Origin of the sequence: Labrys okinawensis (genome assembly GCF_002982075.1) — a bacterium.
Taxonomy (GTDB): domain Bacteria; phylum Pseudomonadota; class Alphaproteobacteria; order Rhizobiales; family Labraceae; genus Labrys; species Labrys okinawensis_A.
This window is the reverse complement of record NZ_PUEJ01000001.1, coordinates 707,482-730,054: the sequence shown is the minus strand read 5'-3', so window position 1 is coordinate 730,054 and position 22,573 is coordinate 707,482. Positions and strand designations below refer to the sequence as shown.

15 protein-coding genes are annotated in these 22,573 nt (G+C 62.9%); 10 read left to right on the top strand and 5 right to left on the bottom strand.

All coding sequences use genetic code 11. The features are described from left to right. Positions 1 to 145: 145 nt before the first annotated feature. Positions 146 to 1,513: a sensor histidine kinase gene (locus C5L14_RS03285; protein WP_105860559.1), complete on the bottom strand. Its 1,368-nt coding sequence runs from the start codon at positions 1,511 to 1,513 to the stop codon at positions 146 to 148. A 307-nt stretch (positions 1,514 to 1,820) separates the two neighbouring features. On the opposite strand from C5L14_RS03285, the gene C5L14_RS03280 reads away from it, so the two are divergent. The 4 genes from C5L14_RS03280 to C5L14_RS29890 all read left to right on the top strand — a co-directional run bounded on the left by C5L14_RS03280 (position 1,821) and on the right by C5L14_RS29890 (position 6,903). Beyond that, entirely contained in the window at positions 1,821 to 3,578 is a 1,758-nt protein-coding gene (locus C5L14_RS03280) for a type VI secretion system Vgr family protein (RefSeq protein WP_181161001.1), read from the top strand. A 302-nt stretch (positions 3,579 to 3,880) separates the two neighbouring features. Further along, entirely contained in the window at positions 3,881 to 4,435 is a 555-nt protein-coding gene (locus C5L14_RS03275) for a DUF6931 family protein (RefSeq protein ID WP_105860557.1), read from the top strand. A 140-nt stretch (positions 4,436 to 4,575) separates the two neighbouring features. After that, complete coding sequence (tagH, locus tag C5L14_RS03270; RefSeq protein ID WP_105860556.1) at positions 4,576 to 5,907, top strand: type VI secretion system-associated FHA domain protein TagH; 1,332 nt, start codon at positions 4,576 to 4,578, stop codon at positions 5,905 to 5,907. Positions 5,908 to 6,639: 732 nt separating this feature from the next. Then, positions 6,640 to 6,903 carry a hypothetical protein gene (locus tag C5L14_RS29890; protein WP_146126820.1) on the top strand — a complete coding sequence of 88 codons (264 nt, stop codon included), beginning with the start codon at positions 6,640 to 6,642 and terminating at the stop codon, positions 6,901 to 6,903. Between the two features lie 139 nt (positions 6,904 to 7,042). Here C5L14_RS29890 and C5L14_RS03265 read toward each other — a convergent pair whose 3' ends face one another. Together C5L14_RS03265 and C5L14_RS03260 are read right to left on the bottom strand one after the other, a co-directional pair. Next, positions 7,043 to 9,415, bottom strand: a complete 2,373-nt coding sequence (locus C5L14_RS03265) for a M23 family metallopeptidase (RefSeq protein WP_181161000.1) — start codon at positions 9,413 to 9,415, stop codon at positions 7,043 to 7,045. 85 nt (positions 9,416 to 9,500) lie between these two features. Then, entirely contained in the window at positions 9,501 to 9,929 is a 429-nt protein-coding gene (locus C5L14_RS03260; protein ID WP_245443207.1) for a DUF1036 domain-containing protein, read from the bottom strand. A gap of 321 nt (positions 9,930 to 10,250) precedes the next feature. Between C5L14_RS03260 and tssK the strand changes: the two genes are divergently transcribed. From tssK to C5L14_RS03230, 6 genes are read left to right on the top strand one after another with little or no spacing between them, the layout of a single operon-like run. Further along, complete coding sequence (tssK, locus tag C5L14_RS03255; protein WP_105860554.1) at positions 10,251 to 11,585, top strand: type VI secretion system baseplate subunit TssK; 1,335 nt, start codon at positions 10,251 to 10,253, stop codon at positions 11,583 to 11,585. Between the two features lie 11 nt (positions 11,586 to 11,596). Continuing rightward, a complete protein-coding gene (gene icmH, locus C5L14_RS03250; protein WP_105860553.1) occupies positions 11,597 to 13,060 on the top strand; it encodes a type IVB secretion system protein IcmH/DotU in 1,464 nt (487 codons plus the stop codon). Then, positions 13,060 to 16,626 (top strand): type VI secretion system membrane subunit TssM, encoded by a 3,567-nt coding sequence (tssM, locus tag C5L14_RS03245; RefSeq protein WP_105860552.1) that lies wholly within the window; start codon positions 13,060 to 13,062, stop codon positions 16,624 to 16,626. The genes icmH and tssM overlap by 1 nt, the downstream gene beginning before the upstream one ends. 34 nt (positions 16,627 to 16,660) lie before the next feature. After that, positions 16,661 to 17,314 (top strand): type VI secretion system-associated protein TagF, encoded by a 654-nt coding sequence (gene tagF / locus C5L14_RS03240; RefSeq protein ID WP_181160999.1) that lies wholly within the window; start codon positions 16,661 to 16,663, stop codon positions 17,312 to 17,314. After that, positions 17,314 to 18,081: a PP2C family protein-serine/threonine phosphatase gene (locus C5L14_RS03235; RefSeq protein ID WP_105860550.1), complete on the top strand. Its 768-nt coding sequence runs from the start codon at positions 17,314 to 17,316 to the stop codon at positions 18,079 to 18,081. Before tagF ends, C5L14_RS03235 begins: the two co-directional genes overlap by 1 nt. 20 nt (positions 18,082 to 18,101) lie before the next feature. After that, complete coding sequence (locus C5L14_RS03230) at positions 18,102 to 20,663, top strand: serine/threonine-protein kinase (RefSeq protein ID WP_342588382.1); 2,562 nt, start codon at positions 18,102 to 18,104, stop codon at positions 20,661 to 20,663. Positions 20,664 to 20,774: 111 nt separating this feature from the next. Here C5L14_RS03230 and C5L14_RS03225 read toward each other — a convergent pair whose 3' ends face one another. Continuing rightward, on the bottom strand, positions 20,775 to 21,887 hold the full coding sequence (locus C5L14_RS03225) for a hypothetical protein (RefSeq protein ID WP_181160998.1): 1,113 nt from the start codon (positions 21,885 to 21,887) through the stop codon (positions 20,775 to 20,777). A 302-nt stretch (positions 21,888 to 22,189) separates the two neighbouring features. Then, entirely contained in the window at positions 22,190 to 22,480 is a 291-nt protein-coding gene (locus tag C5L14_RS03220; protein WP_105860548.1) for a PAAR domain-containing protein, read from the bottom strand. Between the last annotated feature and the right edge of the window lie 93 nt (positions 22,481 to 22,573).

Sequence of the window (22,573 nt, the reverse complement as noted above, 5' to 3'; positions counted from 1 at the left end):
AGGTTCTGCGTCTTTACCCGCAACCCCCCATATGGGGGAGGCCGCGGAAATGCTGCGTCGGTCGCCGCCGGCGACCAAGGTCGCTTCGGCACCAGGTTTTGGATCGATCGATCCTTTATTTCGTCATGCGAGAGTACCGGCTGATCTAGCGTTCCGCTGCCTGGCCCTCCTCCAGAATCAGTCCTTGCTTGCGCACCAGCGGCAGCCAGAGGATGGTGGCGGTGCCTTCGCCCCGTTTGCTCAGCACTTCCAGCCTCGCGCCGAGGGCTTCGGCGCGCTGCATCATGTTCCGGCGGCCGCGGCCTATGGCCGGAGCATCCATGTCGAAACCGCTGCCATTGTCGGCAATCTCGATGCGAAGGCCCGGCCTTCCCTGAAGCAGCGCCATCTTGCATTGGAAGGTGAGCTGCGTCCCCCTGCTATGGCCCATGGTGTTGCTGACCGATTCCTGCAGGATCCGCAGCACATGCAGGGCGCTCGGTGCATCGAGCCAGTCGAGTTCGGGCACGTCCTCGACCATCCATTTGACGGCGATTCCCGATTTTCGGAGTTCGGGCTCGTAGCGATAGCGCAGACTGGCGAGGAGGGTGGCGACATTGCCCTCCACCGGCTCGAGCGAGTCGACCGCAACGCGCAGATCGGTCAGGGCGCCCTTGAGGGCGACCACGGCCGTCGTGCTCTCCTTGCCCTGGCGTTCGGCGGAAGCCAGGGCCGCCACCAGGCTCGAGCCGATACCGTCATGGATTTCCCGCATCAGGCGTTCCCGCTCAAGTTTCACGGCATGGGCGATTTCGAGGGCATGCCTGGCGCTTTCGCTCGCCAGCAGGTTGGCCTTGGTGGTCTCGATGCGCTGGCCCAGCGCCTGGTTGAGCCTTTCCCGCGCCTCGGCATTTGCCAGGATATGCCGCATTATGACGAAGCCGCTGAAGCCCAGCACGATCACGCCGACATAGGGCGAGAACTGCACGCTTTTGCCGGGCCAGATCGTTCCGGCATAGAGGTCGACGCCGAGAGCGCCGAGGCCGAGCGCATTGAGGGCCGCCAGAGCCAGTCTCTCAGCCGCGCCGATCTGCGTCTCCGCCCTCGTCGCGAAAAAGCCCAGCATGAGCAGCGATACGCCGATGCTCGCAAGACCCGCGATCCGTGTGAGCTCCCAGCCATGAAACGGGATCGCGGCCACGCCGAGGCCGAGACAGGCGAGGGCCGTCGCGACCACCAGGCCGCGGGGAAGGCTCGCGCCGACAAGGCTCGCTGCCAGGCCGAGCGTGGTGAAGAGCACGGGGTAGAGCAGGGCGATCCGGCTGGCCGGAAGATCGGGGAGCCGGGCTCCGATGCCGGTCAGGCCGGCGAGGTTGAACACGCACCAGGCGATACCCGCGCAGCAGAGCCAGGCCAGCACGCCTTCGCGCCGACGCAGCAGCCAGCTCATTAGGGCGATTGCCGCGATGACGGCCAATGTATCGGTGGCAAGCAGATGTCCCAACTGCCCCAGATCGTCCGCAACCGGGCTCATCGCACCGTCCTCGAACCATAACCGACGATACGCCCAACGCGCTTTGCTCCGGCCTCGGCCGCCCAAGTCACCCCTCAACTGAGCGAGGCGTCTAAATCATGAGAGCGACCGACCCTCAGACAAGAATAGCAAGAATGTCGAAACCCGCCAGTCCCAGATGCGAGAACTATGACTGGGACCCCCTAAATGTGGGAAGCGACAAGACGTCAATGCCATAGACGCTGAACTTGAACAGAGCTAGCCTTGATTGGCCGACGTGATGGAGCGAGGGCAGGCTGTGGCACAAATATTCGGTCAAGACACACGAATGGGTTCTTTCACGAGCAGCCTTGGCAAGGACAAGCTCGTCGTCACCCGTTTTGAAGGGTCCGAGGGCCTCAGCGAGCTTTTCGAATATCGCCTCGAAGTGGTCAGTGACGACAATCAGGTGGATTTCGACAAGATCCTCGGCACCAAATGCCGTCTGGAAATCCAGTCCCATCACGAAGGGGTCAAGCGCAGTTTCAACGGCGTGCTGGTGGAGACACAATGGATCGGCAGGGACCAGGACCTGCGCTATTATCGCCTGGTGCTCCGCCCCTGGCTGTGGCTGCTGACCAGGACCACCAATTGCAAGATCTACAGCCACATGACCGTGCCCGAGATCATCAGCCAGGTGCTGAACAATCGTGGCTTCATCCAGTTCGAGCAACGCTTGACGGAAAGCTATCCGCAGCTGGAATATTGCGTGCAATATCGCGAAAGCGACTTTGCCTTCATTTCAAGGCTGATGGAGGAATACGGAATCTATTATTATTTCGAGCATAACGAGTCCGATCATAAGCTTGTCATGGCGGATGCGAGTGCAGCCCATGAGCCCAAGCTCGGCGGTGCGGCGCTCGAATTTGCAGCCGTCGGCCTCGACAATATCACCGCGAAGGACAGGCTGAACGAATGGGCCGAGGGCAGGCGCCTGCGCTCCGGCAAGGTCACGCTCGACGATTACGACTATCACAAGCCGAGCACCGACCTGATGGCGGAAAAGGCGGCCAGCGCCAGATATCAGCATGGCGACCTCGAACTCTACGACTATCCCGGCCGCTATACGGAGAAGGGCGACGGCACCACGCTTGCCAATGTCAGGCTCGAGGCCGAGCAGGCCATCGACAAACGCGTGATCGCCGGCGGCGACGCCGTCACCTGCTGCCCGGGCTTCACCATGACGCTCGACGGCAATCCCCCCGCCAGCAAGGGGACCAAATATCTGATCGTGCGGGCCCATCATCTCTTCCGTGGCCAGGCCTATCGCTCGACGGACGCTTCCGGTGAGGAAGGCTATTCCGGCAGCTACGAGTTTCAGCCGCTCGACATCGCATTCCGGGCTCCGGCCGTGACGGCCAAGCCCGTCATCCACGGGCCGCAGACCGCCGTGGTGGTCAGCGACGTGGACGACCAGTGCCGCATCGAGGTGCAGTTCTTCTGGGACCGCGACAAGAGCCAGTCGCGCTATGTGCGGATCGCCCAGAACTGGGCTGGAAACGGCTGGGGCGACGTCAAGATCCCGCGCATCGGCATGGAAGTCGTGGTCAACTATATCGAGGGTGATCCGGACCACCCTCTGGTGACGGGCAGCGTCTACAATGCCGAGAATGTCGCGCCCTATGTGAAGGACAAGCTCAATGCGGTCTCCGGCACCAAGACGCAGACGCTCGACGGATCGGGCTATAACGAGCTGATCATGGACGACACTGCCGGCAACGAGCTGATCCGCTTCCATGCCCAGAACGATCTCGAGGGCAAGGTCGAGAACGACGAGCGGCGCGAGATCGGCCAGAATGTCGAGGTGAAGATCGGCAACAGCCGCAACGAAACCATCATGTCGACCTGGACGGTGAAGGCCCATCAGAAGATCGAGTTTATCGTCGGGAACAGCACCTTCACCATGACCCCCGTGGGCATCCAGCTCAAATCCACCTTCATCACATTGGAAGCGGATGCCGTGATGAGCCTGAAGTCGAACGGGCTTGGCCAGGTCAGTGCCGCGGCCCCCCTGACGGTCCAGGGCGCCCTGGTTTTCATCAATTAGGCCTGTCTCCCCGGCCGGGCGGACAGGCGACCGCATGCATCAGCAGCAACGCAGTGGATTTCCGGGCATCGATTGCGATGCTGCGGAGCATTTTTGGTTGGACGAAAGCGCTGGAAATTGCAAAAATACGTTTAAACAAAGAGTTAGCGCGAAGAACGAGCCCGTCTTATTGGCTCGCTCGTGTCATCCCGTCGCAATTTGTTTGCAAGTTGTGACCGAGCACACATCGCAGCATGCAATGATGCGATATGGAGCATGACCGGGCGTCGAAAGAACGTATTCGTACGGTCGCAGGAGACGAGATGAAGTATCTTCGGTTCTCGACGGCCCGGCAGGTGATCGAAGCCTTTCCGAACCTCGATGGCGAGTTTTCCGGATATAATCTCGACCTTGAGCCTTTCGCATTCATCGATGCCCTGCTGGCGCAGGGCGGCGCGCGCAAGGCCATGGCGTTCTGCGCCTTCGTGCTGCCGCGCCGCGAGGCCGTGCAATGGCTGAGCCTGGCGCTGCGCCGGCGGCCGCAGCCGCCGAGCGGGGCGGAGGCCAACCTGCTTCGCCTGGTCGAGGACTGGTTGAAAAAACCCATGGAAACCACGCGCCGGGCCGCCCTCGACGCCGGCATGGACGATCCCGGGAAGGGCGCCTTCGCCTGGGCCGCGCTGGCGGTGGGCTGGAGCGGGGGCAGCCTCTCGCCCAATCCCGAACATCCGGTGCCGCCGCCCGCGCATTTGACCGGCCACGCCGTGAATGTCGGCTTGACGCTGTTGGTCGCCGGCCTGCCCTTGGCCAAGCAGGTCGATGGCATGGAGGACCTGGTCGGCGATGCCGTGGCGCTGCTGCGCCGTGGCGGTTCCTGATCGAGGCAAAGTGCGATTTCACGACATGTTGCTGTAACCCTCTGTTCTGACGTGTTTTCTAGTCGAAAGGCCTATCAATTTTTTCGGGAAACGCTTTAGTTTATCGTATGCCCACGACGTGACGGGACTTTGCAACTGCCATGCTGACACTCAAGATCGAGAACTTTGATCGCCTGCCCGATGGCGGGCCGTTGGAGTTCGCGATCGACAAGCGCGGCTTCGATTTCGGGCGCGACCAGCATCTCGATTGGACCCTGCCCGACCGCAACCGGGTGATCTCCGGCAAGCATTGCGAAGTGCGTTTCTACGACGGCGCCTATTGGCTGACGGATACCTCGACGAACGGCACCTTTCTCAACGGCTCGAGCAAGCGCCTGCAAAGCCCTTATCGTCTCGCCGATGGCGACAGGCTGGCTGTGGGCGACTATGTGCTGGCGGTGTCGATCAAGCTGCCGCAGGCACCGGTCCAGCCGGCCCAGCCGGTGCAATCCCCCGGCCCGAGCCCGTCGCTGGCAGCCGCGGACATCTGGGACAGCCCGCACGAAGCGCCGCCCCCCATCGATGCGAGCCAATTGTTGCCGCGGCTGAGGGAAGCCGACCGCGGGCCGGATTTTCTGCACCAGGCCGCCTATGTGCCGCCCCCTCTCGATGAACCGGAACCGATCCGCAAGCCGAGACCGGCCATTCCGGCGCCGACACCGGCCGCCGCACTGTGGGAAAGCGAGGATCCCGAGCCGATCGCACCCGTCCACCGGATTGAGCCCGCCGAGGCCGAACCGGTGGCGGAGGAATCACCCCCGAGTGTGGCCGCGCCCCGGGAAGCGGCCGAGGCACCGAGGCCTGCCGTGGCGAAGAGCACCCCGGGGCCACCGCCGGGCGATGGCGGCGCGGCCGAGTTCATTCGCCGCTTTGCAGCCGGCGCCGGCATTCCCGAAAACGTCCTCGGCGGCGTCGATGCCGGCGATCTGGCGGAGGATGCCGGACGGCTCCTCAACATCGCCTGCCTGCATGTGATGGCCCTGCTGCGGGCAAGGGCCGAGGCCAAGGCGCTGTCGCGCGCCGGCAACCGCACCATGATCAGCGCCGAGGACAACAATCCGCTGAAATTCATGCCGACCCCCGAGGAGGCCCTGCGGGTGATGCTCGGCCCGCGGACGCGAGGCTATCTCGACGGCAAGGCCGCGCTCGAGAATGCCTTCGGCGATCTCAAGATGCACCAGGTCGCGTTCCTGGCCTCGATGCAGGCGGCGCTGACCGAACTCTTCGACGAATTGTCGCCCGATGCCATCAAGACTGCGGCGGACGCCAGGAAATCCCTGTTTTCCGGCAAGGGCAATTATTGGGAGCTCTATGCCGAGCGCTGGGCGGCCAGGGTCGGCCGGCGTGAACATGGCATGCTCGGCGCCTTCCTGGAACTCTATGCCGAGCACTATGACAAGCTGAGCGCTTCGAACCGCAACCGGCATTCGTAGAGCAAGGCATGCTGGATGCAGGGGCTCTTTTGCTTTTAATGTGAGCGACTAGCCTGCGACGGCGCAATCCATAATGTACTCAGACAGGATTGAAGAAAAACGGCCTGCGGTCAGCTGGAAGATCAAGCATGCCGAAGCGCCCCCCGCGCTCCTATGCACAGGATTGCCCTTTTCGCGGGCTGCGATAGTGGCGATGAGCGTTGGGCTGTAGTCGCTTGACCGATCGATACCAATGCTCGTCTCAATATTCGTATCGCCGGATTTACGGAGGTGGGAGTTAGAGCAGTAATAAATATTTTAATCATATTTTAGGGGCGTAATTTTAATCAACAACAGAAAAACTTTTAAAATAATTGTTACACTTTTATTTCAGAAATCCGTTAAATACTTAAATATATTTAATGTATTTGATATACAGGTAAATAATATAGTTCTGAATTATAAATATAATTCAAATATTAATCACGACGCGCAGAGTTATGTCATGTGAATTCGAGCTTGCATTTGTATTCTCCTCGTCGTTGATTGGCCGGAGTGTCAGCAAGGGTCAGGAAAGTCATGAGGGCGGCTTATATTCTATTCCCGTTAAGGTTTGTGTGCGTCTTGGGGAACTGTGTTGATAATAAACCCCTTGAGAAAGGTTTGAGAGTGGGCCCATCCGTCACGCGTCATACGAAAAAAGATCAGTCGCTTACGGTGTATAGCGCCTACCAGGTTGCCAATGATTGCATCATGTATGATCTGCCGCCCTCTATCAAGATTACCACGCCTCCGTCGAATGGCGTTGCTAGCGTTGTTCAGGTGAGGGACCATCCCGCCTATCCGAAGACAAGTCATCTCTACAAATGCAACGAACGGATGATACCGATGACGGCAGTCAAATATCAGCCAAATCCGGGCTTCACAGGCACAGATCACCTCGGGTTGCAGACCAATTTCACCGGTTCTCTTCGCTCCCCGGACAAGACCGAGATTGCCGTGGAGGTAACGCCTTAGAGTGGCTTGCTGGGAGTTTGAATCGAGGGATCTCCTGAAAGAATGCACGATCATTGTGGTTGGGTGTTTCGACGCATCTTTGCGACTACGGCCGAATCCATCAAATCGTGAAACGCTTTGGGATGCATCGCCGCGATCCTCACTGTAGCAGCGCCAACACGGAGCTCTTGAGCGCGGCAAAGGCCGGATCGCTGGCGAATTTCGCCAGCGGTTCGTTATTGGCCGTGGTGGTGCCCGTATCCTGCGATGGTGTCGAAGTGCCTGCCACCGCCACACCCATCTTCTTGGCTGCCCAGGCGATCAGGAAGCTCAGCGTCTTACCCTGCTCGAAGGGGTTGGCCCGCACATGGGCGGCGCCGAACACGTCGGAGATCAGGCTGTTCTGCGGGCCTCGGAGCGCCTTGACCGCGCCGCCTGAGCCGAGGAAATGCGCCAGATAGAGGTTGCCGGGCGTGACGGCGTGGCCGGCCTGCCGGATCACCGCGGCATTGTCGCGGGTATGGGCTGTCGTCATCGCCCGCGCGAGGTCGCAATTGGTGCGCATCGCCAGCACTTCCTGGCGGCTGCGGCCGACCAGGAGATCCGGGCGATGCAGGCGGATGGTGGTCATCCAGGTCGACTCGATGAACTGGCCGAGCCCGACCGCCGTGGAGAGCGGATTGGCCGCATTGCACTTGTTGCCGCTTTCGATGGTGATGATGCGGCCGACGAACTGGTCGACGGCGCTGTTGGCGCCGCCTGTGGTCGCGGGCGCAGGGGCGGCCGTGTTCACCTGGCTGTCGGCGACCGGGTCGACCGGCACGCCATTGTTGCGAACCTCGAAATGCAGGCGCGGCTCGCGGCTGGAGGCCGGCGTGCCGACATAGCCGATGGCTTCGCCGGCCTGGACGCTGCTGCCGACGGCAAGCCCGGTCGCCGCCCGCGCGAGATAGCCATACATCGACGTCTTGCCGTCGTCATGGGAGAGGCGCACCACCGTGCCGAAGCCGCTTTCCTCCCCGATCGCGGTAACCTTGCCCGGATAGGCGGCGACCACGGGCGAACCCACGGGAGCCGTCCAGTCGATACCGTAATTCATCTGGGTGGCGGCGCTGTCCGTGCCCTGGGGGCCGAACCTGGCGACGATCACGCCGTTGACGGGCGTGACCATGCCGCCGCCGTCGGGCAGGCTGCCTTGCCCCGCCGACGACACGCATTCGAAGGGGGCGCCGGCCTGCGGCTGCATCACATAGCAATCGAGATTGCCGGTGGTGCGCCCGATGCTGACGAAGACGATGCGGCCGAGGCCCTGCTTGGAATCCCGGGGCGCCGGCGAGTAGATCAGCGAAATCGTATCGCCCGGCTGCACCTTCTGTTCCAGGTCCTGGGCCCGTGACAGCAGCATGATCGCTTCGCCGATCACCGGGGCCGGCAGCCGGTTGCGCAGGGCCGTGAGATAGATCGCATCGAGCAGGCGCGGCTGGTTCTCCGGATCGACCTGTACCGGCGCCAGCGGTGCGGCGAAGGGATCGCGACGATACCAGGGGTCCTCGGAGCGCACAAAGGTGCCGACATCGTTGAGGGCGATGGAGCCGACGAGCTCGGTCTTGGCATAGACGGACATCTGCACCGGCTGCATGCGGTTGGGGTCGCCGTCCACGGCGACCGCGCGCACCACATAGCGGTCATCGGCCTCCAGCATCGGGCGGTTATAAAAGGTGGTGAAGGCCTCACCGGCTGCGTTTGCCCGCTGGGTATCGAGGCCGAGATTGTTGAGCGCGTCCGTAAGGCGGATGCGCGCCTTGGCCTTCTCGGCAAAATCCGCGACCCGGTCGCCGGTGCTGGTGCTCGAAGCCGCGATCGAGGAGGAGCCGGTGCTCGCGTCGATGCTGGGTCCATTGTCCGTCGTGCCGCTCGCAGCCGGCGCCTCCTGCGCAATGGCGATGTCCTCCTGGGAACCCAGCACCGCGACCTGCGACTGCGGCGTGGGCAGGTCGAGCACGTCCTTGAGGCGGAACACCTCGCTCTTGATGCCGAGGCTGCCCGCCGCCTTGCGCTGCGTATCGCTTGCCAGCTTGATCAGCTGGCGCGGAGCGTCGGCGAGCTGCGGCACGATCACCGGGTCTCCGCTGAGATCGATGATGCGCGGCTTGATCGCCGCCCGGATCAGGGCCTCGTCTTCCGCTTCATTGTCCTCGCCCTGCACCGGAACGAGGCTGGCCTGCAGATCGCTGTCCGTCACCACGACCTGTTGCCGGCTTCGATCGGGCGCGAGCAGATAGATCGTGGTCACGGCCGAGCCGAGGCCGAGAAAGACGAGGGCCGCGGCCATGGTGAGATAGACCAGCGGGCCTGCGGGGCGGGCGGCGGGCGGAGCAGGTCTGGCGCTCTCCTTGGAAGCACTTCCGGCCGGGCCGGCACCGGCCATTGCCGGCTTGGCGGCTTTCCTGGCAATCCGCGCGGCCGGCTTGGCCGGCGCGATGATGGTGGCGTTGCTGTCTTCTTCTCCAGGCTCGGACTGCGGCTTCGCCATGGCCGGCCGGGAAGGATCCGCGGGATCGGAGGATGGTTGCCCGGCTATGACTGTCTTCTCGTCCATGGCGAGGGCGTTGATGAGGTTAGGGTTTGTCGTCGGGACGGATGAAGACCGTCCACGAGCCGGTATCGCCGGTGTCGACCTCCTTGAACTTGGCCTGCACGAGGCCGCGCACCCAGCAATCCCAGGGCTGGTCCTGCACTTTTTCGATTTTGAAGCGCTTGGTGTCGACGCACATGTCCCAGTTTCCCTCGAATGCGCTGTCACCCGTTGCAGTCGTCGCATAGATATAAACATATCTAAGCTTGAGGTCGGTCAGGTCTTCCTTGATCGGCGTAACGCAAGTATTGCCCGGCAATGTCCACCAGCCCTCGGTGGCGAATTTCTTGTCAATTTCGGCGCCGATGGCAACGTTGTACAGGGTGACCGACTGATTACACACCCGGAAAGCTGCTTCAGCCTGGCCACCATGGGCCAAAATCAGGCCAAGCGGCACCGTGGCGAAGCCCAACCTTCGCAACCATAGACGTTGAGGAAACAGCTTCGAGAGCACGGACCGATTGTACCACGCGAATACAAATTTCGTAGCTGCCGCACCTCTTCCTGTCTACCTCACAATGGGGGAGGCGACAGTCGAACGCCTGTTCTAGACTACGCAGGTAGGGTCGATGTAAGCCGGTGGATCGCTTGACTTCCTCAGGTCATATGGCACAGTTCATAGGAAGCCGAGAGAATTTGCTCGCGCAACGGCCGAACGTTTTTTTGGCGAGGCCTTGCGACAGCATTGCCGAGCCTGACAATCAAACAACCAAATCCTTCGGGCGGCTGATCGATGTCCTGGTATAGCAAAGTCGCTTGGTCGGAAGGTCTGTTCCTCCGGCCGCATCACTTGCAGCAGGGCGATCGCTATCTCGAACATCTGCTCGAGGGCCGCACCGGCCAGATCACCCCCTATCCGTGGGGTTTCAGCGAGATCGAGATCGATCGCGACCTGGCGCAGCAAAGCAAGTTCGGCCTGCGGCGGGCCGCCGGTATCCTGCCGGACGGCACGCCGTTTCGTTTTCCGGGCGATTGCCCGCCGCCGCCGCCCGCCATGGTGCCTGAAAATGCCGCCGGGCTGTTCGTCTGGCTGTGCATGCCCATGGCCCAACCCAACAGCCGCGAGGTCGACGAGCCGGAGTCGGAAAGCGGCAGCCGCTATGTGGTGCAATCGGAGACGCTGATCGATGCGTCCTCGGCTCTGCAGATCGAGGAAGAGATCGATATCGCGGTGCCGCGCTTCAGCTACGAGATCCGGCGGACACCGAAACCGGGCTTCGTTTGCATGCTCTGCGCCCGGATCATCGAGGTCAACGACAAGACCGTCGTCTTCGACGAGCGCTTTGCCCCGCCCGTGCTGGTGGTCGCCGCCCATGCCGCCGTCACCGGCTGGCTCGATCGCGTGATCGGCTGGGTCGAGACCAAGCTCGACGAACTGGCGCGCTTTGCCTCGGACCCGCGCTCCAGCGGCGGCATGCAGAGCGTCGACTATTTCGTGCTGCAGATGCTCAACCGCGAAATCCCCGCGCTTCGGCACATGCGCCGTTCGAAATATACCCATCCCGAGCGGCTCTATGTTGAATTGCTGCGCCTGGCCGGAGAACTGGCGACCTATTCCACCCGCGAACGGCGTGCCAACGACTATCCGGCCTATGACCACGACAATCCTGGCACCACCTTTGCCCCGGTCCTGGCCGACATTCAGCGTTTCCTCAGCGTCGACATCAGTCGTGCCATCCGGCTCGAGATCGTGGAGAAGGCCACCAACGCCTTCCTGGCGACGGTGACCGACCGCAATTTGTTCCGGGCCTCGACCTTCGTGCTCGAAGTGGCGGCGCAGCGCTCGCTCACCGAGTTGCAGACGCAGTTCCCGGCTCTGTTCAAGGTCGGCCCCAATACGCGCATGAACGAGATCGTGCATGCCCACCTTCCGGGCATCGGGCTCATTCATCTGCCGACGCCGCCGGCGCAGATCCGGGCGATCACCAGCCACGTCTATTTCGCGCTCGACCGCATGTCGCCGCTCTGGCCGGAATTCAGCACCGCGAGCGGCATCGGCATGCATTTTTCCGGCGACTGGCCCGGGCTTGAGCTCAATCTGTGGGTCGTCAAGGAAGACGTGAAATAGGACGTGGGCACATGACGAACGGCAAGGGCCCGTTCGGGTCTAACCCCGACTCCGACAAGACGGTGATCAAGCCCAATCCGGGCGGCCGGCGTGACGGCCAGGGCGCGCCCTATCCGGGCGGCACTCCCGCGCCCGCGCAGGATATCTGGGGCGGGCCGCGCGTGGCGGCAGGCTCGGCAGCGCCGCAGCCCTATCAGGCCGCTCTGGCCGAGACGCCGCGAGCCCAGCCGCCCTTGCCGCTCGGTCCCGCCACGGTCGATCTCGAGGCGCTCGGCGTCAGCGACAAGACCGGCGGCCCCAATCCCATCCTCGAAGCGGCCATGCCCTTGCTGCTCGTGCTCGCCAATATCCGCATCGCCAGGCAGGTTCCCCAGGTCGCGCCGATGATGAGCACGGTGGCGCAGGGCATCGAGGCCTTCGAGGCCGAGCTCAATGCCCGCGGCATTCCCGAACCCCAGGTGCGCACCGCCAAATATGCGGTCTGTGCCACCGCTGACGACATCGTGCAGAACCTGCCGAGTTCGGACCGCAATCTGTGGACGCAATACAGCATGCTGAGCCGCTATTTTCAGGTGCGCGACAGCGGCGTCGGCTTTTTCGAGGAACTGGCCAAGCTGCGGCAGCACCCGCAGATCAATCACAACCTGCTCGGGCTGATGCATGCCTGCATGTCGCTCGGCTTCGAGGGCAAATACCGTGTCGCCGGCGGCGACGTTCCGCATCAGCAGATCCGCCGCGACCTCTATGAAACCCTGCGCGCCCGCGAGGCACGGGTGACGGATCACATCTCGCCGCATTGGCGGGGCCAGGATATCGCCGCCGCCTATGTGCGGCGGACCGTGCCTCTATGGGCGATCACTTCCGTCGCCGTCGGGGTGCTTCTCCTGAGCTTCCTGGTGTTCCGCTGGCTGCTCGGCGGCTTCTCCGACACGGCGAGCGCCGGCCTGCTCGCGCTGCATCCGACCGGCGACATCCATATCTACCGCACCGTGCCCGCACCGCCGCCCCCGCCGCCACCGATCAAGGTCACCACCCAGCTCGAGCGCATCCGCGAACGCCTGAAGGACGACATCGCCGCCAAGAAGGCTTCGGCCGACTATTCCGGCAAGGATATCGTAGTGAGGCTCCTGAACGATTCCCTGTTCGACAGGGGCAGCACCACCCTGCGCCCGGACGCCGTGCCGGTCATTGGCCATATCGCCGCGGCGCTCGACAAGGAACCCGGCAAGATCCGCATCGTCGGCCATACCGACAACACGCCGGTTCGCGCCACGGTGCGCTACAAGGATAACCAGCAGCTTTCCGAGCAGCGGGCCAAGGCCGTCGAGAAGATCCTCATCGCCGGCATTGCCGATCCCGAGCGCCTGACCACCTCGGGGTTGGCCGACACCGCACCGATCGACCTCAGCAACACGGCCGAGGGCAAGGCCAAGAACCGGCGTGTCGAAGTGTTCATCCCGCGCGAGGATATGTGATGAAGCGCTGGATCATTTTCATTGTCAGCTTCCTGGCCGTGGTCGCGCTGTGCGCGGTGATCTGGCTGGTGCTGCCGCTGGTCGCCGTCGGCGGCATCGAGCCGTTCGACAGTCCGTGGCTGCGGCTGGCGCTGATCGGCCTGTTGCTGGCGATCTATTTCTGCTGGCTGGCCTATCGCATCTACAGGCATGGGCAATCGGCGCGGGCGCTCGCCGAGAATATCGCGGTGCAGGAACCCGAGGATGACGGCTCCGACGCCGGCGTCCTGGCCGAGAAGATGCGGGATGCCCTGCTCACGCTCAAGGGCTCGCGCCGCACCAAGGGCGACTTCCTTTACGAACTGCCCTGGTACCTCATCGTGGGGCCGCCTGGCGCCGGCAAGACCACCGCGTTGATGAATTGCGGCCTGAAATTCCCTCTGGCCGCCCATACCGGGCCGATCGCTGGCAGTGGCGGCACGCGCTATTGCGATTGGTGGTTCACCGAGGATGCCGTCTTCATCGACACCGCCGGGCGCTATACCACACAGGATTCCGATACCGAATCCGACCGCAAGAGCTGGCTCGCCTTCCTCGATCTTCTCAAGCGCCACCGCGAGCGCCAGCCCATCAACGGCGTGCTGGTGGCCATCTCGATCGGCGACCTCCTGTCGATGAAGGAGGCCGAACTCGGCGCCCATGCCGTCGCCATCCGCAAACGCCTGGCCGAACTCAACAATCGCCTGCAGGTGGACTTCCCGGTCTATGTCATCTTCACCAAGGCCGACCTCGTCGCCGGCTTCATGGAATATTTCGGCAATCTCGACCCCGAGGAACGCAAGGCCGTCTGGGGCGCCACCTTCCAGACCAGGAACAAGAAGGAGAACCGGGTCGGTGACGTCGGACCGGAGATCGACCTTCTGGTCTCGCGGCTGAGCGCCGAATTGCCCGATCGCCTGCAGGAAGAGCCGGACCCCATTTCGCGCGTGCGGCTCACCGGCCTGCCGTCCCAGCTCGCGGCGCTCAAACCCGTCATCACCCGCTTCCTCAACCAGATCTTCGAGCCGACGCGCTACCAGACCAGCGCCGCGCTGCGGGGCTTCTATTTCACCTCCGGCACGCAGGAAGGCACGCCGATCGACCAACTGCTGGGCTCGCTGTCGCGCGATCTCGGCCTGCAGGCCGGCGCCAGCCTCGCTTATTCGGGAAAAGCCAAGAGCTTTTTCCTCGAACATCTGCTCACCAAGGTGGTGTTCGGCGAGGCCGGCTGGGTTTCCACCAATGCTGCCGCGGTGCGCCGCAAATTCCTGCTGCAGACCTCGGGCTATGTGCTCGTCGCCGGCGTGACGCTGGCCGCGCTTGGCGGCTGGCTGACCAGCTATTACGGCAACAAGGCCCTGATCGACCGCACCGATGCCGCCACCGCCGCCTATGCGAACGATACGGCGAGCCTGCTCAAGGAGGATCCGGTCGATGATGCCGAGTTCCCCAAGGTCATCGGTCCACTCGACAGGTTGCGCGACTTTCCCTGGGGCTATGACAAGCTCGAGACCGAGCCGCAGATCAGCGAGACGTTGGGGCTGGGGCAGCACAAGCGCATCGGCACGGCAAGCGTCGCGGCCTATCGCGACGGGTTGGACCGGCTGTTGCGCCCACGCATCCTTTTCCATCTCGAAAAGCGGCTCGCCGATTTGCAGGATCAGCCCGAGCAGCTCTACGAACCGCTCAAGGTCTATATGATGCTGGGTGGCGATCCTGCCATTCCGGTGGACACCGCCCTGATCGAGGGCTGGATGCGCGGGGATTGGGAGAACCTCTATCCGGGCGAACCCAACAAGGCCGTGCGCGACAGCCTGAGCCGCCATCTCGACGCCATGCTGGGCATCGAGGGCACGCCGCGTCCGATCGCCCTCAATGGCGATCTCGTCAAGGCGAGCCAGGTGGCATTGACGCGGCTGTCGCTGGCCGAGCGGGCCTTTGCCATCATCAAGTCGGCCGCGCATGACCAGAGCGTCAGGGACTGGACCGTGGCGGGCAATGCCGGTCCCGATGCCGCCGTCGTCTTCGGCACCAATGACGGTTCGCCCATCGAGAGCGTCGGCGTCCAGTCGCTGTTCACCTATGACGGCTTCTACGCCTTGTTCCTCGACAAGATGAAGTCGGTGATCACGTTGTTGCAGAACGAGCGCTGGGTTCTGGGCGAGGCGGGCAGCACGCAGGCCATCGACGAGCAATACGCCAATCTCGGCCCCGATCTCTACCGCATCTACGACCAGGAATTCATCAAGGCCTGGACCGCGGCGCTCGGAAAGCTGAAGCTCAACAGCTTCGCCGCGGACAAGCCCGGCTATGCCACGCTGCGCGCCGCCACGGGCGCCGCTTCGCCGATCAAACTCCTGTTCGAGTCGATCTCGGCGCAGACCAGGCTGACGGAAGCACGGCAGGGCGCTGATGGCGAGGTTGCCGGCAAGCTCAAGGATGCGGCGGCGAAGGCCGCCACCAAGGCCGTGACCAAAGCCGTCGGCAGCAGGCTCGACGACATGGCTGCAATCGGGCTCGATGCTGCCAAGAAAGCTTCTGGCCGCGGCGGCAATGTCGAAGCGCCCTTCGTGCCCGGCGCCATCATCCAGGAACATTTCCGCCGCTATCACGATCTTGTCCGCAAGAATGGCGACAAGAGCCAGATCGACCTCCTGGTCGAGCAGCTGAAGGGCCTCTATCAGAGCCTGATCGACGAGCAGGACTTCGAGCGCGCCGTGCAGGCCCGCCAGAACATGCAGACCTTCCTCGGCTCCATCGCCACCAGCTCGTCGCGGCTCGAGACGCCCTTCGACACCATGTTCCGCGATGCCATGGCGGAATTCGAGCAGAAGATCATCGGCGACAAGGTGGCCGACCTCAAGGGCGACCTGAAAGGCTCGGTCACCCGCGAATGCCTCAACATCGTCGGCAACAAATATCCCTTCTCGCCCAACGGCAAGCAGGAGGTGCCGATCGGCGAGTTCGGCCGCCTGTTCGGACCGAACGGTGTCTTCGACACCTTCTTCCGCGAAAAGCTGGCGGGACTGGTGGATACCTCCGGCGCGGCCTGGGGCTGGAAGCAGAATTCGAAGTTCAGCCAGGCGCTCTCGCCCGAAACGCTGCATCAGTTCCAGAACGCCGCACGCATCAAGGAGGCTTTCTTCAGCGGCCGCGGCAGCTCGCCCAATGTGAAATTCGCATTGGTGACGCAGTCGATGAGCCAGAAGACGGCCTCGGTGAGCTTCGAGGTCAACGGCACCAAGCTCGACAGTCCGTTCGGCGTGGTCTCGCGCGGGGATTTCGAATGGCCGGGGCGCTCCCCTGACGGCACCGCCTCGATCACCATGCCTGAAAGCGATGGCACGTCTCCCTCATTGCGCTTCACCGGGGCCTGGGCCCTTTATCGCCTGCTGCAGAAGGGGGATATGCGCCAATCCGGCAACAAGGCGACGGCGCGTTTCGTCGTCGGCGGCCGCGAAGTCACCTATCAGTTGACCTTCGATACGCTCGACAATCCCTTCACCATCCTGTCGCAACTCAAATTCGCCTGTCCGTCGGATCTGTAACTCTTTGTCGGCCATCATGATGACAATGTGCGGCATGTTCGGAAAGCTGCCCTCCAAGCGGGATTTCGTGGCCTACAACATGCCGCGGCCCTTCCTCGACCAATGGGAGGAGTGGCTCCAGAGCGCGGTTGCAGCCAGCCGGCACGCGCTCGGCGAGCGCTGGCAGGAGATCTATCTGAGCTTTCCGATCTGGCGTTTCTGGTGCGGCAGGCGGGTCTTCGGCTCGGCGGTGACCGGTGCGCTGATGGCCTCGGTCGACAGGGTGGGGCGCTATTTTCCGCTGACGGTGTGCGCCTGCGAGCCGGCGGACACCTATCTGGAACCGCCGCCCTCGCGTGGGCTCGACCAGTGGCATGAGGGTTGCGAGCAATTCCTGCTCCATATGCTCGACGATCAGTTCGAGCGCGAGCCGGCCCACCAGCTGGCGCAAATCCCGTTTCCGCCCCTCGCATCGCGCCTGGCGCCGCCGCAGCGCGAGGGGGGGCTGCTGCTCTGGCCCGGCGAGGACCTGCCGGTTGCCGATGCTTTCCGTTCGCTCGACATGGCGGATGGCGATGCCCGCAATGGCGGCCGCAGCTATTGGTGGACGCAGGGCGGGCAAGGCGGGCATCCGGCCAGGCTCGTGGTGGCCGAGGGCAAGCCCGGCGCCCAGTTCTTTTCGTTCCTGATGACAGGGGAGGCTGTTTGATGGACCCTTGGGCATCCGGTGAGCATCTGAAATTCGAAACCGCGGCGCTGACCCATCCGGGTCATGTGCGCCGCTTCAATGAGGACTGCATCTTTACCGATGGCGCGCGTGGCATATGGATGGTGGCTGACGGGATGGGCGGCCACCGCGACGGCAATCTCGCCAGCGCGATGATCGGCGATGCCGCGCGAGGTCTCGGCAAGACCACCTCCTTGGTGGAATTCTCCGAGGCGTTCCGGCGCGAGATCGGCATCGTCAACACTGAATTGCTGGCCCGCTCCCAGGGCCGGCCCGAGCATATCGTCGGCTCGACGGTCGTGGCGCTGCTGACCGTTGACGGCAATTATTGTTGCTTGTGGGCCGGCGACTCCCGTTGTTATCTGGTGCGTGACGAGCGCATCGAGCAGCTCTCGCATGACCATACCGAAGTGCAGGAACTGGTGGATCGCGGCATCATCAGCCAGGATGAAGCGGCGAGTTGGCCACGCCGCAATATCGTGACCCGCGCCGTGGGGGCCATCGATGATTTCGAGCTCGAGCAAGCCACCGGTGTGATAAAGTCGGGGGATTGTTTCGTCCTGTGCAGCGATGGCCTGACCGGACACGTCAAGGATGAGGAAATCCTCGCCGTGAGCAGCAGACTGAGCGCGACCCAGGCGAGCCATGAACTTCTCGAACTTGCCTTGGCGCGCGGCGGCAAGGACAACATCTCTGTTGTCATCGTCAATGTCGTCGACAAAGGCGCGACAACGCTTGTGATGCGATAATGGCGCCGATGGAACCATCCTTGAACGATGAACGAACCCGGATCGCGATCCGCGGCTCGGCCGTGAGCGTCGGCGCCGAACTCAATCAGACCTACCGCATCGATGCCCTTCTCGGCATCGGCGGCATGGGAGAAGTATATAAGGGCCACAACATCCAGACCGGTGATCCGGTGGCGATCAAGATCGTGCTGCCGGAATATGCCGAGGACGAGACCATTCTCGGGCTGTTCCGCAAAGAAGCCCGTATCCTCAACCACCTCTACCACGAGGCCATCGTCCGCTATTACGTATTCTCGATCGACCCGGTGCTGTCGCGGCCCTATCTGGCGATGGAATATGTGGATGGGCCCTCGCTGGCGGCCCATGTGAAGAACGCACCCCTCACTGCTGCAGAGTTCATGCCGCTGTTGCGCCGGCTGGCCGATGGCTTGCACCGGGCGCATCTTGCCGGCGTCATTCATCGCGACATGTCGCCCGACAATGTCATCCTGCCGGGTGGCCTGGTTCAGAATGCCAAGATCATCGATTTCGGCATTGCCCGGTCTGCCAATGTCGGTGGCGAAACCTTGCTGGGCGGCAGTTTTGCCGGAAAATACAATTTCGTCTCGCCCGAGCAGCTCGGCCTTTACGGCGGCGAGGTCACGCCCAAATCCGATATCTACAGCCTGGCTCTGGTGATGGCGGCGGCGATGCGCGGCCGCCCGCTCGACATGACCGGCTCACAGCTCGACATCATCGAAAAACGCCGCAGCGTGCCCGATCTCGGCGGCGTTCCCCGGCAGTTTCACGCTGTGCTCGCGGCGATGCTGGCACCCGATCCGGCGGGGCGGCCCGAGGACATGGCTGCCATCCGCGATTGGCCGGATGATCAGGCAACCCCCAAGCCGAAGACCGAGAAGCCCAAGGCTGTCGGCGTGAAACCAGCCGAAGCCACGGCGGCCAAACCGTCACATGCCCTGCGCAATACGATCTTCGGCATTACTGCTGTCGCAGTCATCGGCCTTGGCGCCCTTGGCGGCTGGATCTATTCGGACGGGAGTTTGTTCTCGGGCAACGGCACGCCCGTTGGCAGGCAATCAGACGACAAGCCGCCAGACGATAAGCCGCCGAATGGCAACAACCAGCAAACCATTGCCAGACAGGAGGCCGAGCGCCATGACCGCCTGGCCAATCAGCTTGCGAGCGCCCACCGGGACGTGGCCGCGCTGAGGAGTTTCCTCGAGCAGTGCGGCGCGGACTGCCCCGACGATCTCGCCCGCCAAGCGAAAGACAGCATCAGCGCCCAGGAGGCGCAGTCCAAGCGCCGTACGGACCTGGCAAACCAGCTTGCGAGTGCCGGTTGGGACGTGGCTGCGCTGAAGCGCTTCCTCGAGCAGTGCGGCGCGGACTGCCCCGACGATCTGGCCCGCCAGGCGAGGGGTAGCATCAGCGCCCAGGAGGCGCAGGCCAAGCGCCGTACGGATCTGGCAAACCAGCTTGCGAGCGCCGGCCAGAACGTGGCTGCGCTGAAAAGCTTCCTCGAGCAGTGCGGCGCGGACTGCCCCGACGATCTGGCCCGCCAGGCGAGGGGCAGCATCAACACCCAGGAGGTGCAGGCCAAGCGCCGTGCGGACCTGGCAAACCAGCTTGCAAATGCCGGGCAGGATAGAACCGCCCTGCAAAGTTTCCTCGACCAGTGCGGTGCGGACTGCCCCGGCGATCTCGCCCAGCAAGCCCGGGCCCGCATCGATGCCGCGAAAGAATTGGCCGTGCGGCATGACCGCCTTGCGGCGCAGCTCACGGCTGCCGGCAAGAATGCTACCGCACTCAAGCGGTTCCTCGATCAATGCGGAGCCGACTGTCCTGATGATCTGGCTGCAAAGGCGAAAGCTGCGGTTGAAGGCACCAAATTGGCGGCTGTGACGTCACCCACGCCTGCTGTGCTCAGGGATTTCGTCGCTGGTTTTGGAGCGGATAGCTGCTTTTCTGCGACGGCGGACGATGTAACGGCCAGTTCCGCAACCGTCACGGCCCTCGGCACCGCGGCGGCGGAGGAAAGCTTCGCCAATGCCTTCAAGCTCAAGGCGAACTTTGCGCCGACAGTGAAGCTCGAAGCGGTTTCTGACCAGCAATGCGGTTTCGTCGGCGCCTTGCGCCGCATGTCGGTTGCAGGCGCGCCGCCCTTGAAGATCGTCTTGAGCAAGTCCGAAATCCGCGGCGATGATGCGGACAAGGGTACGCCGGGTGATCCGCTTACCGTTTCCGTGACCGGGGCGGGAGAGCGCAACATCTATCTGTTCGTGATGGACCACAAGGGTGGGATCCAGAACATCAATCGGCTCTGCGCCTCCTGCATCACCATGAAGGCGGGGGAGATCGAGGCCGGTCTGAGCCTGTCGGCGCCGGCCAGGGTCGAGGGCGAGGCTCGCCCGCCCTTCTTTCCCATGCTGGTGTTCGCGGTGGCTTCATCGCGGCCGTTGATCAGCATCAACGCGCAGGATGCTTTCGAGGCAGATGATTTCATCACGCCTTTCCTGAAGGAGATCGCGAATGCGCGCGACGTCACCACGGTGGCGGGCTATCTCAAGCTTCGCGACCAGTGACGGTTCGCCAGGTCGAGCCAGGATTATGGATTGATTAATCCATAATTATCGACGCAAGCCGCAACATGTCACCGAAGCAAACAGACAAGCGCGCAACTTGCCGGGGTACCGTTATTTGGGAAGCTTGGCTGCGTCGCGCGGCTTGAGCGGCTCCCAGACATAGTCCCAGGTGACGATGCTGCCATCGGGCCCCGCGCTAAACTGGCATTTGGGACGATTGCCGGTCAGGCCGGGCGTGGCGGCGGGGCCGCCCTCGAAGGTGGCCTTCGTCCAGGCAACCGGAATGATCGCACCTTCAGGATTGTTGCCGAACTTCTTATAGGCCTTGATCAGCATGGTCGCCCAAAGCAGCGAATAGATGGCCCGGACGACCGGGTTGAACTTGAGCGGGTGGTCGAAGGGATTCTTGCTGAGGGTATTCGGTATGAAGATGTCCGAGGCGGCAAATTCGCTGCACAGCCGGACCATGATGCCGTAGGTTCCATAGTTGACGCTGCCGTTCAGCCAGCATTGGCCGGCGACTTGCACGGTATTCGAACAGGTGGCCTCGTCCTCGTGCCCGGCCGCGAAAGGGTCGGGATTGGCATAGTCGGACGACGACGGCGTCGCCATCGGGCCGTTGAGGGCCGGATCGAAAATGGGTGGTGTTCGCAGCCACTCGGATGCGCCCTGATAAAGCGGAATGACATCCCATCCGTCGATCTTCGCATGGGCGCGCACCTTGGCGAGCAGGGCATTGAGATCCGGCACCTTGCCGCCCAGCAATGAATCCGTCACCTCCTTGACCAGGCCGGCCGGATCCTTGACCGGCAGGAGGATCTCGTTGCAGAGCGAGATCTTGTCGCGGCGCGACCGGGCCCGGAACTCGACCTGGATCCGGCTCCAGGTCTCCCGGACCTGGGTCGTCACATCAGGGCCGCAGACGAAGTTGGGCGCGGGTGGCGGCGTCGGAGCAGGTGCCGGCGGACGGCCGGTGGCGTAGACGTAAAGCTCCACCGCCCGCCAGTAGCCGTCATTGTCGTTGTCGCGGCCGCCGCTCTGGCTTTCACCGTAACCGAATTGCTGCGGGAACGAGACGCCTGATACAGCAGCCTTGATATGGTCGACGACGGCCTGGCAGCGTTGGTCCGAAAGCCGCTTGTTGAATTGAGCGTCGCCGCTCCGGCTGGCATATCCGAACACATCGACCCACGGATTGGCCGTGTTGCGCAAGAGCGGGATCACCGTCGCGTCCAGCCACGCGATATGGCTCGATAGAAGCCGGGATTGTCCGGTCGTAAAATTGCAAAGGCGTCCCGCAGCTGACGCCTGCCCTGGATTGATCGGTTCGACGTCACTTGCCATGTCAACCTCAAGTAAACTCTAGAGTTGAATTGCTAAGATGATGAAGCGTCGGCAATGATATTGGCGATGTCGGCGAATTGGTTTCTCGTTGTGTTTTGCCATTCACGTATCGAGACCCAATTCGATTACAGGCGGGCTCTTCGCTCCTGCACTTAGTGCAACGGAATGTCCGGCCTGAAAGCCTATCCGCCGATGAGCACGGTCGGCCACATACCCACAATGGTGCCGCCATGGGCGGTGAGATCCCCGATACGTGCCGCCATCTGGCCGTTGACATAGACGGTGGTCGACCCCAGCGCGATCACGTCGGGCGGGCCGACGCAGATGCAGATGTCGCCCACGCGTGCCTGCGGCTGGCCGCCGGTGACGACGTTCATCGACGCCATCACGATCGGACCACCGACATGCGGCACCAGCACATTCACCAGCGGGCAGACATGCATGTCGCCCAGACGTGAGGCAGGTTGTCCCATCAGGCAAATCCCGTTCCGTGTATCCGGGCATCGGACGCGCGAGCTCACTGCGTACTTTGTCCGACTGCGGCAGTTTTGTCACTCTGCGCCAAG

What these genes read in the sequence shown, in the direction of transcription:
- tagF (WP_181160999.1), top strand. Translation starts at nt 16,661, where the DNA reads ATGTTCGGAAAGCTGCCCTCCAAGCGGGATTTCGTGGCCTACAACATG.
- C5L14_RS03235 (WP_105860550.1), top strand. Translation starts at nt 17,314, where the DNA reads ATGGACCCTTGGGCATCCGGTGAGCATCTGAAATTCGAAACCGCGGCG.
- tagH (WP_105860556.1), top strand. Translation starts at nt 4,576, where the DNA reads ATGCTGACACTCAAGATCGAGAACTTTGATCGCCTGCCCGATGGCGGG.
- tssK (WP_105860554.1), top strand. Translation starts at nt 10,251, where the DNA reads ATGTCCTGGTATAGCAAAGTCGCTTGGTCGGAAGGTCTGTTCCTCCGG.
- C5L14_RS29890 (WP_146126820.1), top strand. Translation starts at nt 6,640, where the DNA reads ATGTATGATCTGCCGCCCTCTATCAAGATTACCACGCCTCCGTCGAAT.
- icmH (WP_105860553.1), top strand. Translation starts at nt 11,597, where the DNA reads ATGACGAACGGCAAGGGCCCGTTCGGGTCTAACCCCGACTCCGACAAG.
- C5L14_RS03265 (WP_181161000.1), bottom strand. Translation starts at nt 9,415, where the DNA reads ATGGCGAAGCCGCAGTCCGAGCCTGGAGAAGAAGACAGCAACGCCACC.
- C5L14_RS03220 (WP_105860548.1), bottom strand. Translation starts at nt 22,480, where the DNA reads ATGGGACAACCTGCCTCACGTCTGGGCGACATGCATGTCTGCCCGCTG.
- C5L14_RS03285 (WP_105860559.1), bottom strand. Translation starts at nt 1,513, where the DNA reads ATGAGCCCGGTTGCGGACGATCTGGGGCAGTTGGGACATCTGCTTGCC.
- C5L14_RS03275 (WP_105860557.1), top strand. Translation starts at nt 3,881, where the DNA reads ATGAAGTATCTTCGGTTCTCGACGGCCCGGCAGGTGATCGAAGCCTTT.
- tssM (WP_105860552.1), top strand. Translation starts at nt 13,060, where the DNA reads ATGAAGCGCTGGATCATTTTCATTGTCAGCTTCCTGGCCGTGGTCGCG.
- C5L14_RS03280 (WP_181161001.1), top strand. Translation starts at nt 1,821, where the DNA reads ATGGGTTCTTTCACGAGCAGCCTTGGCAAGGACAAGCTCGTCGTCACC.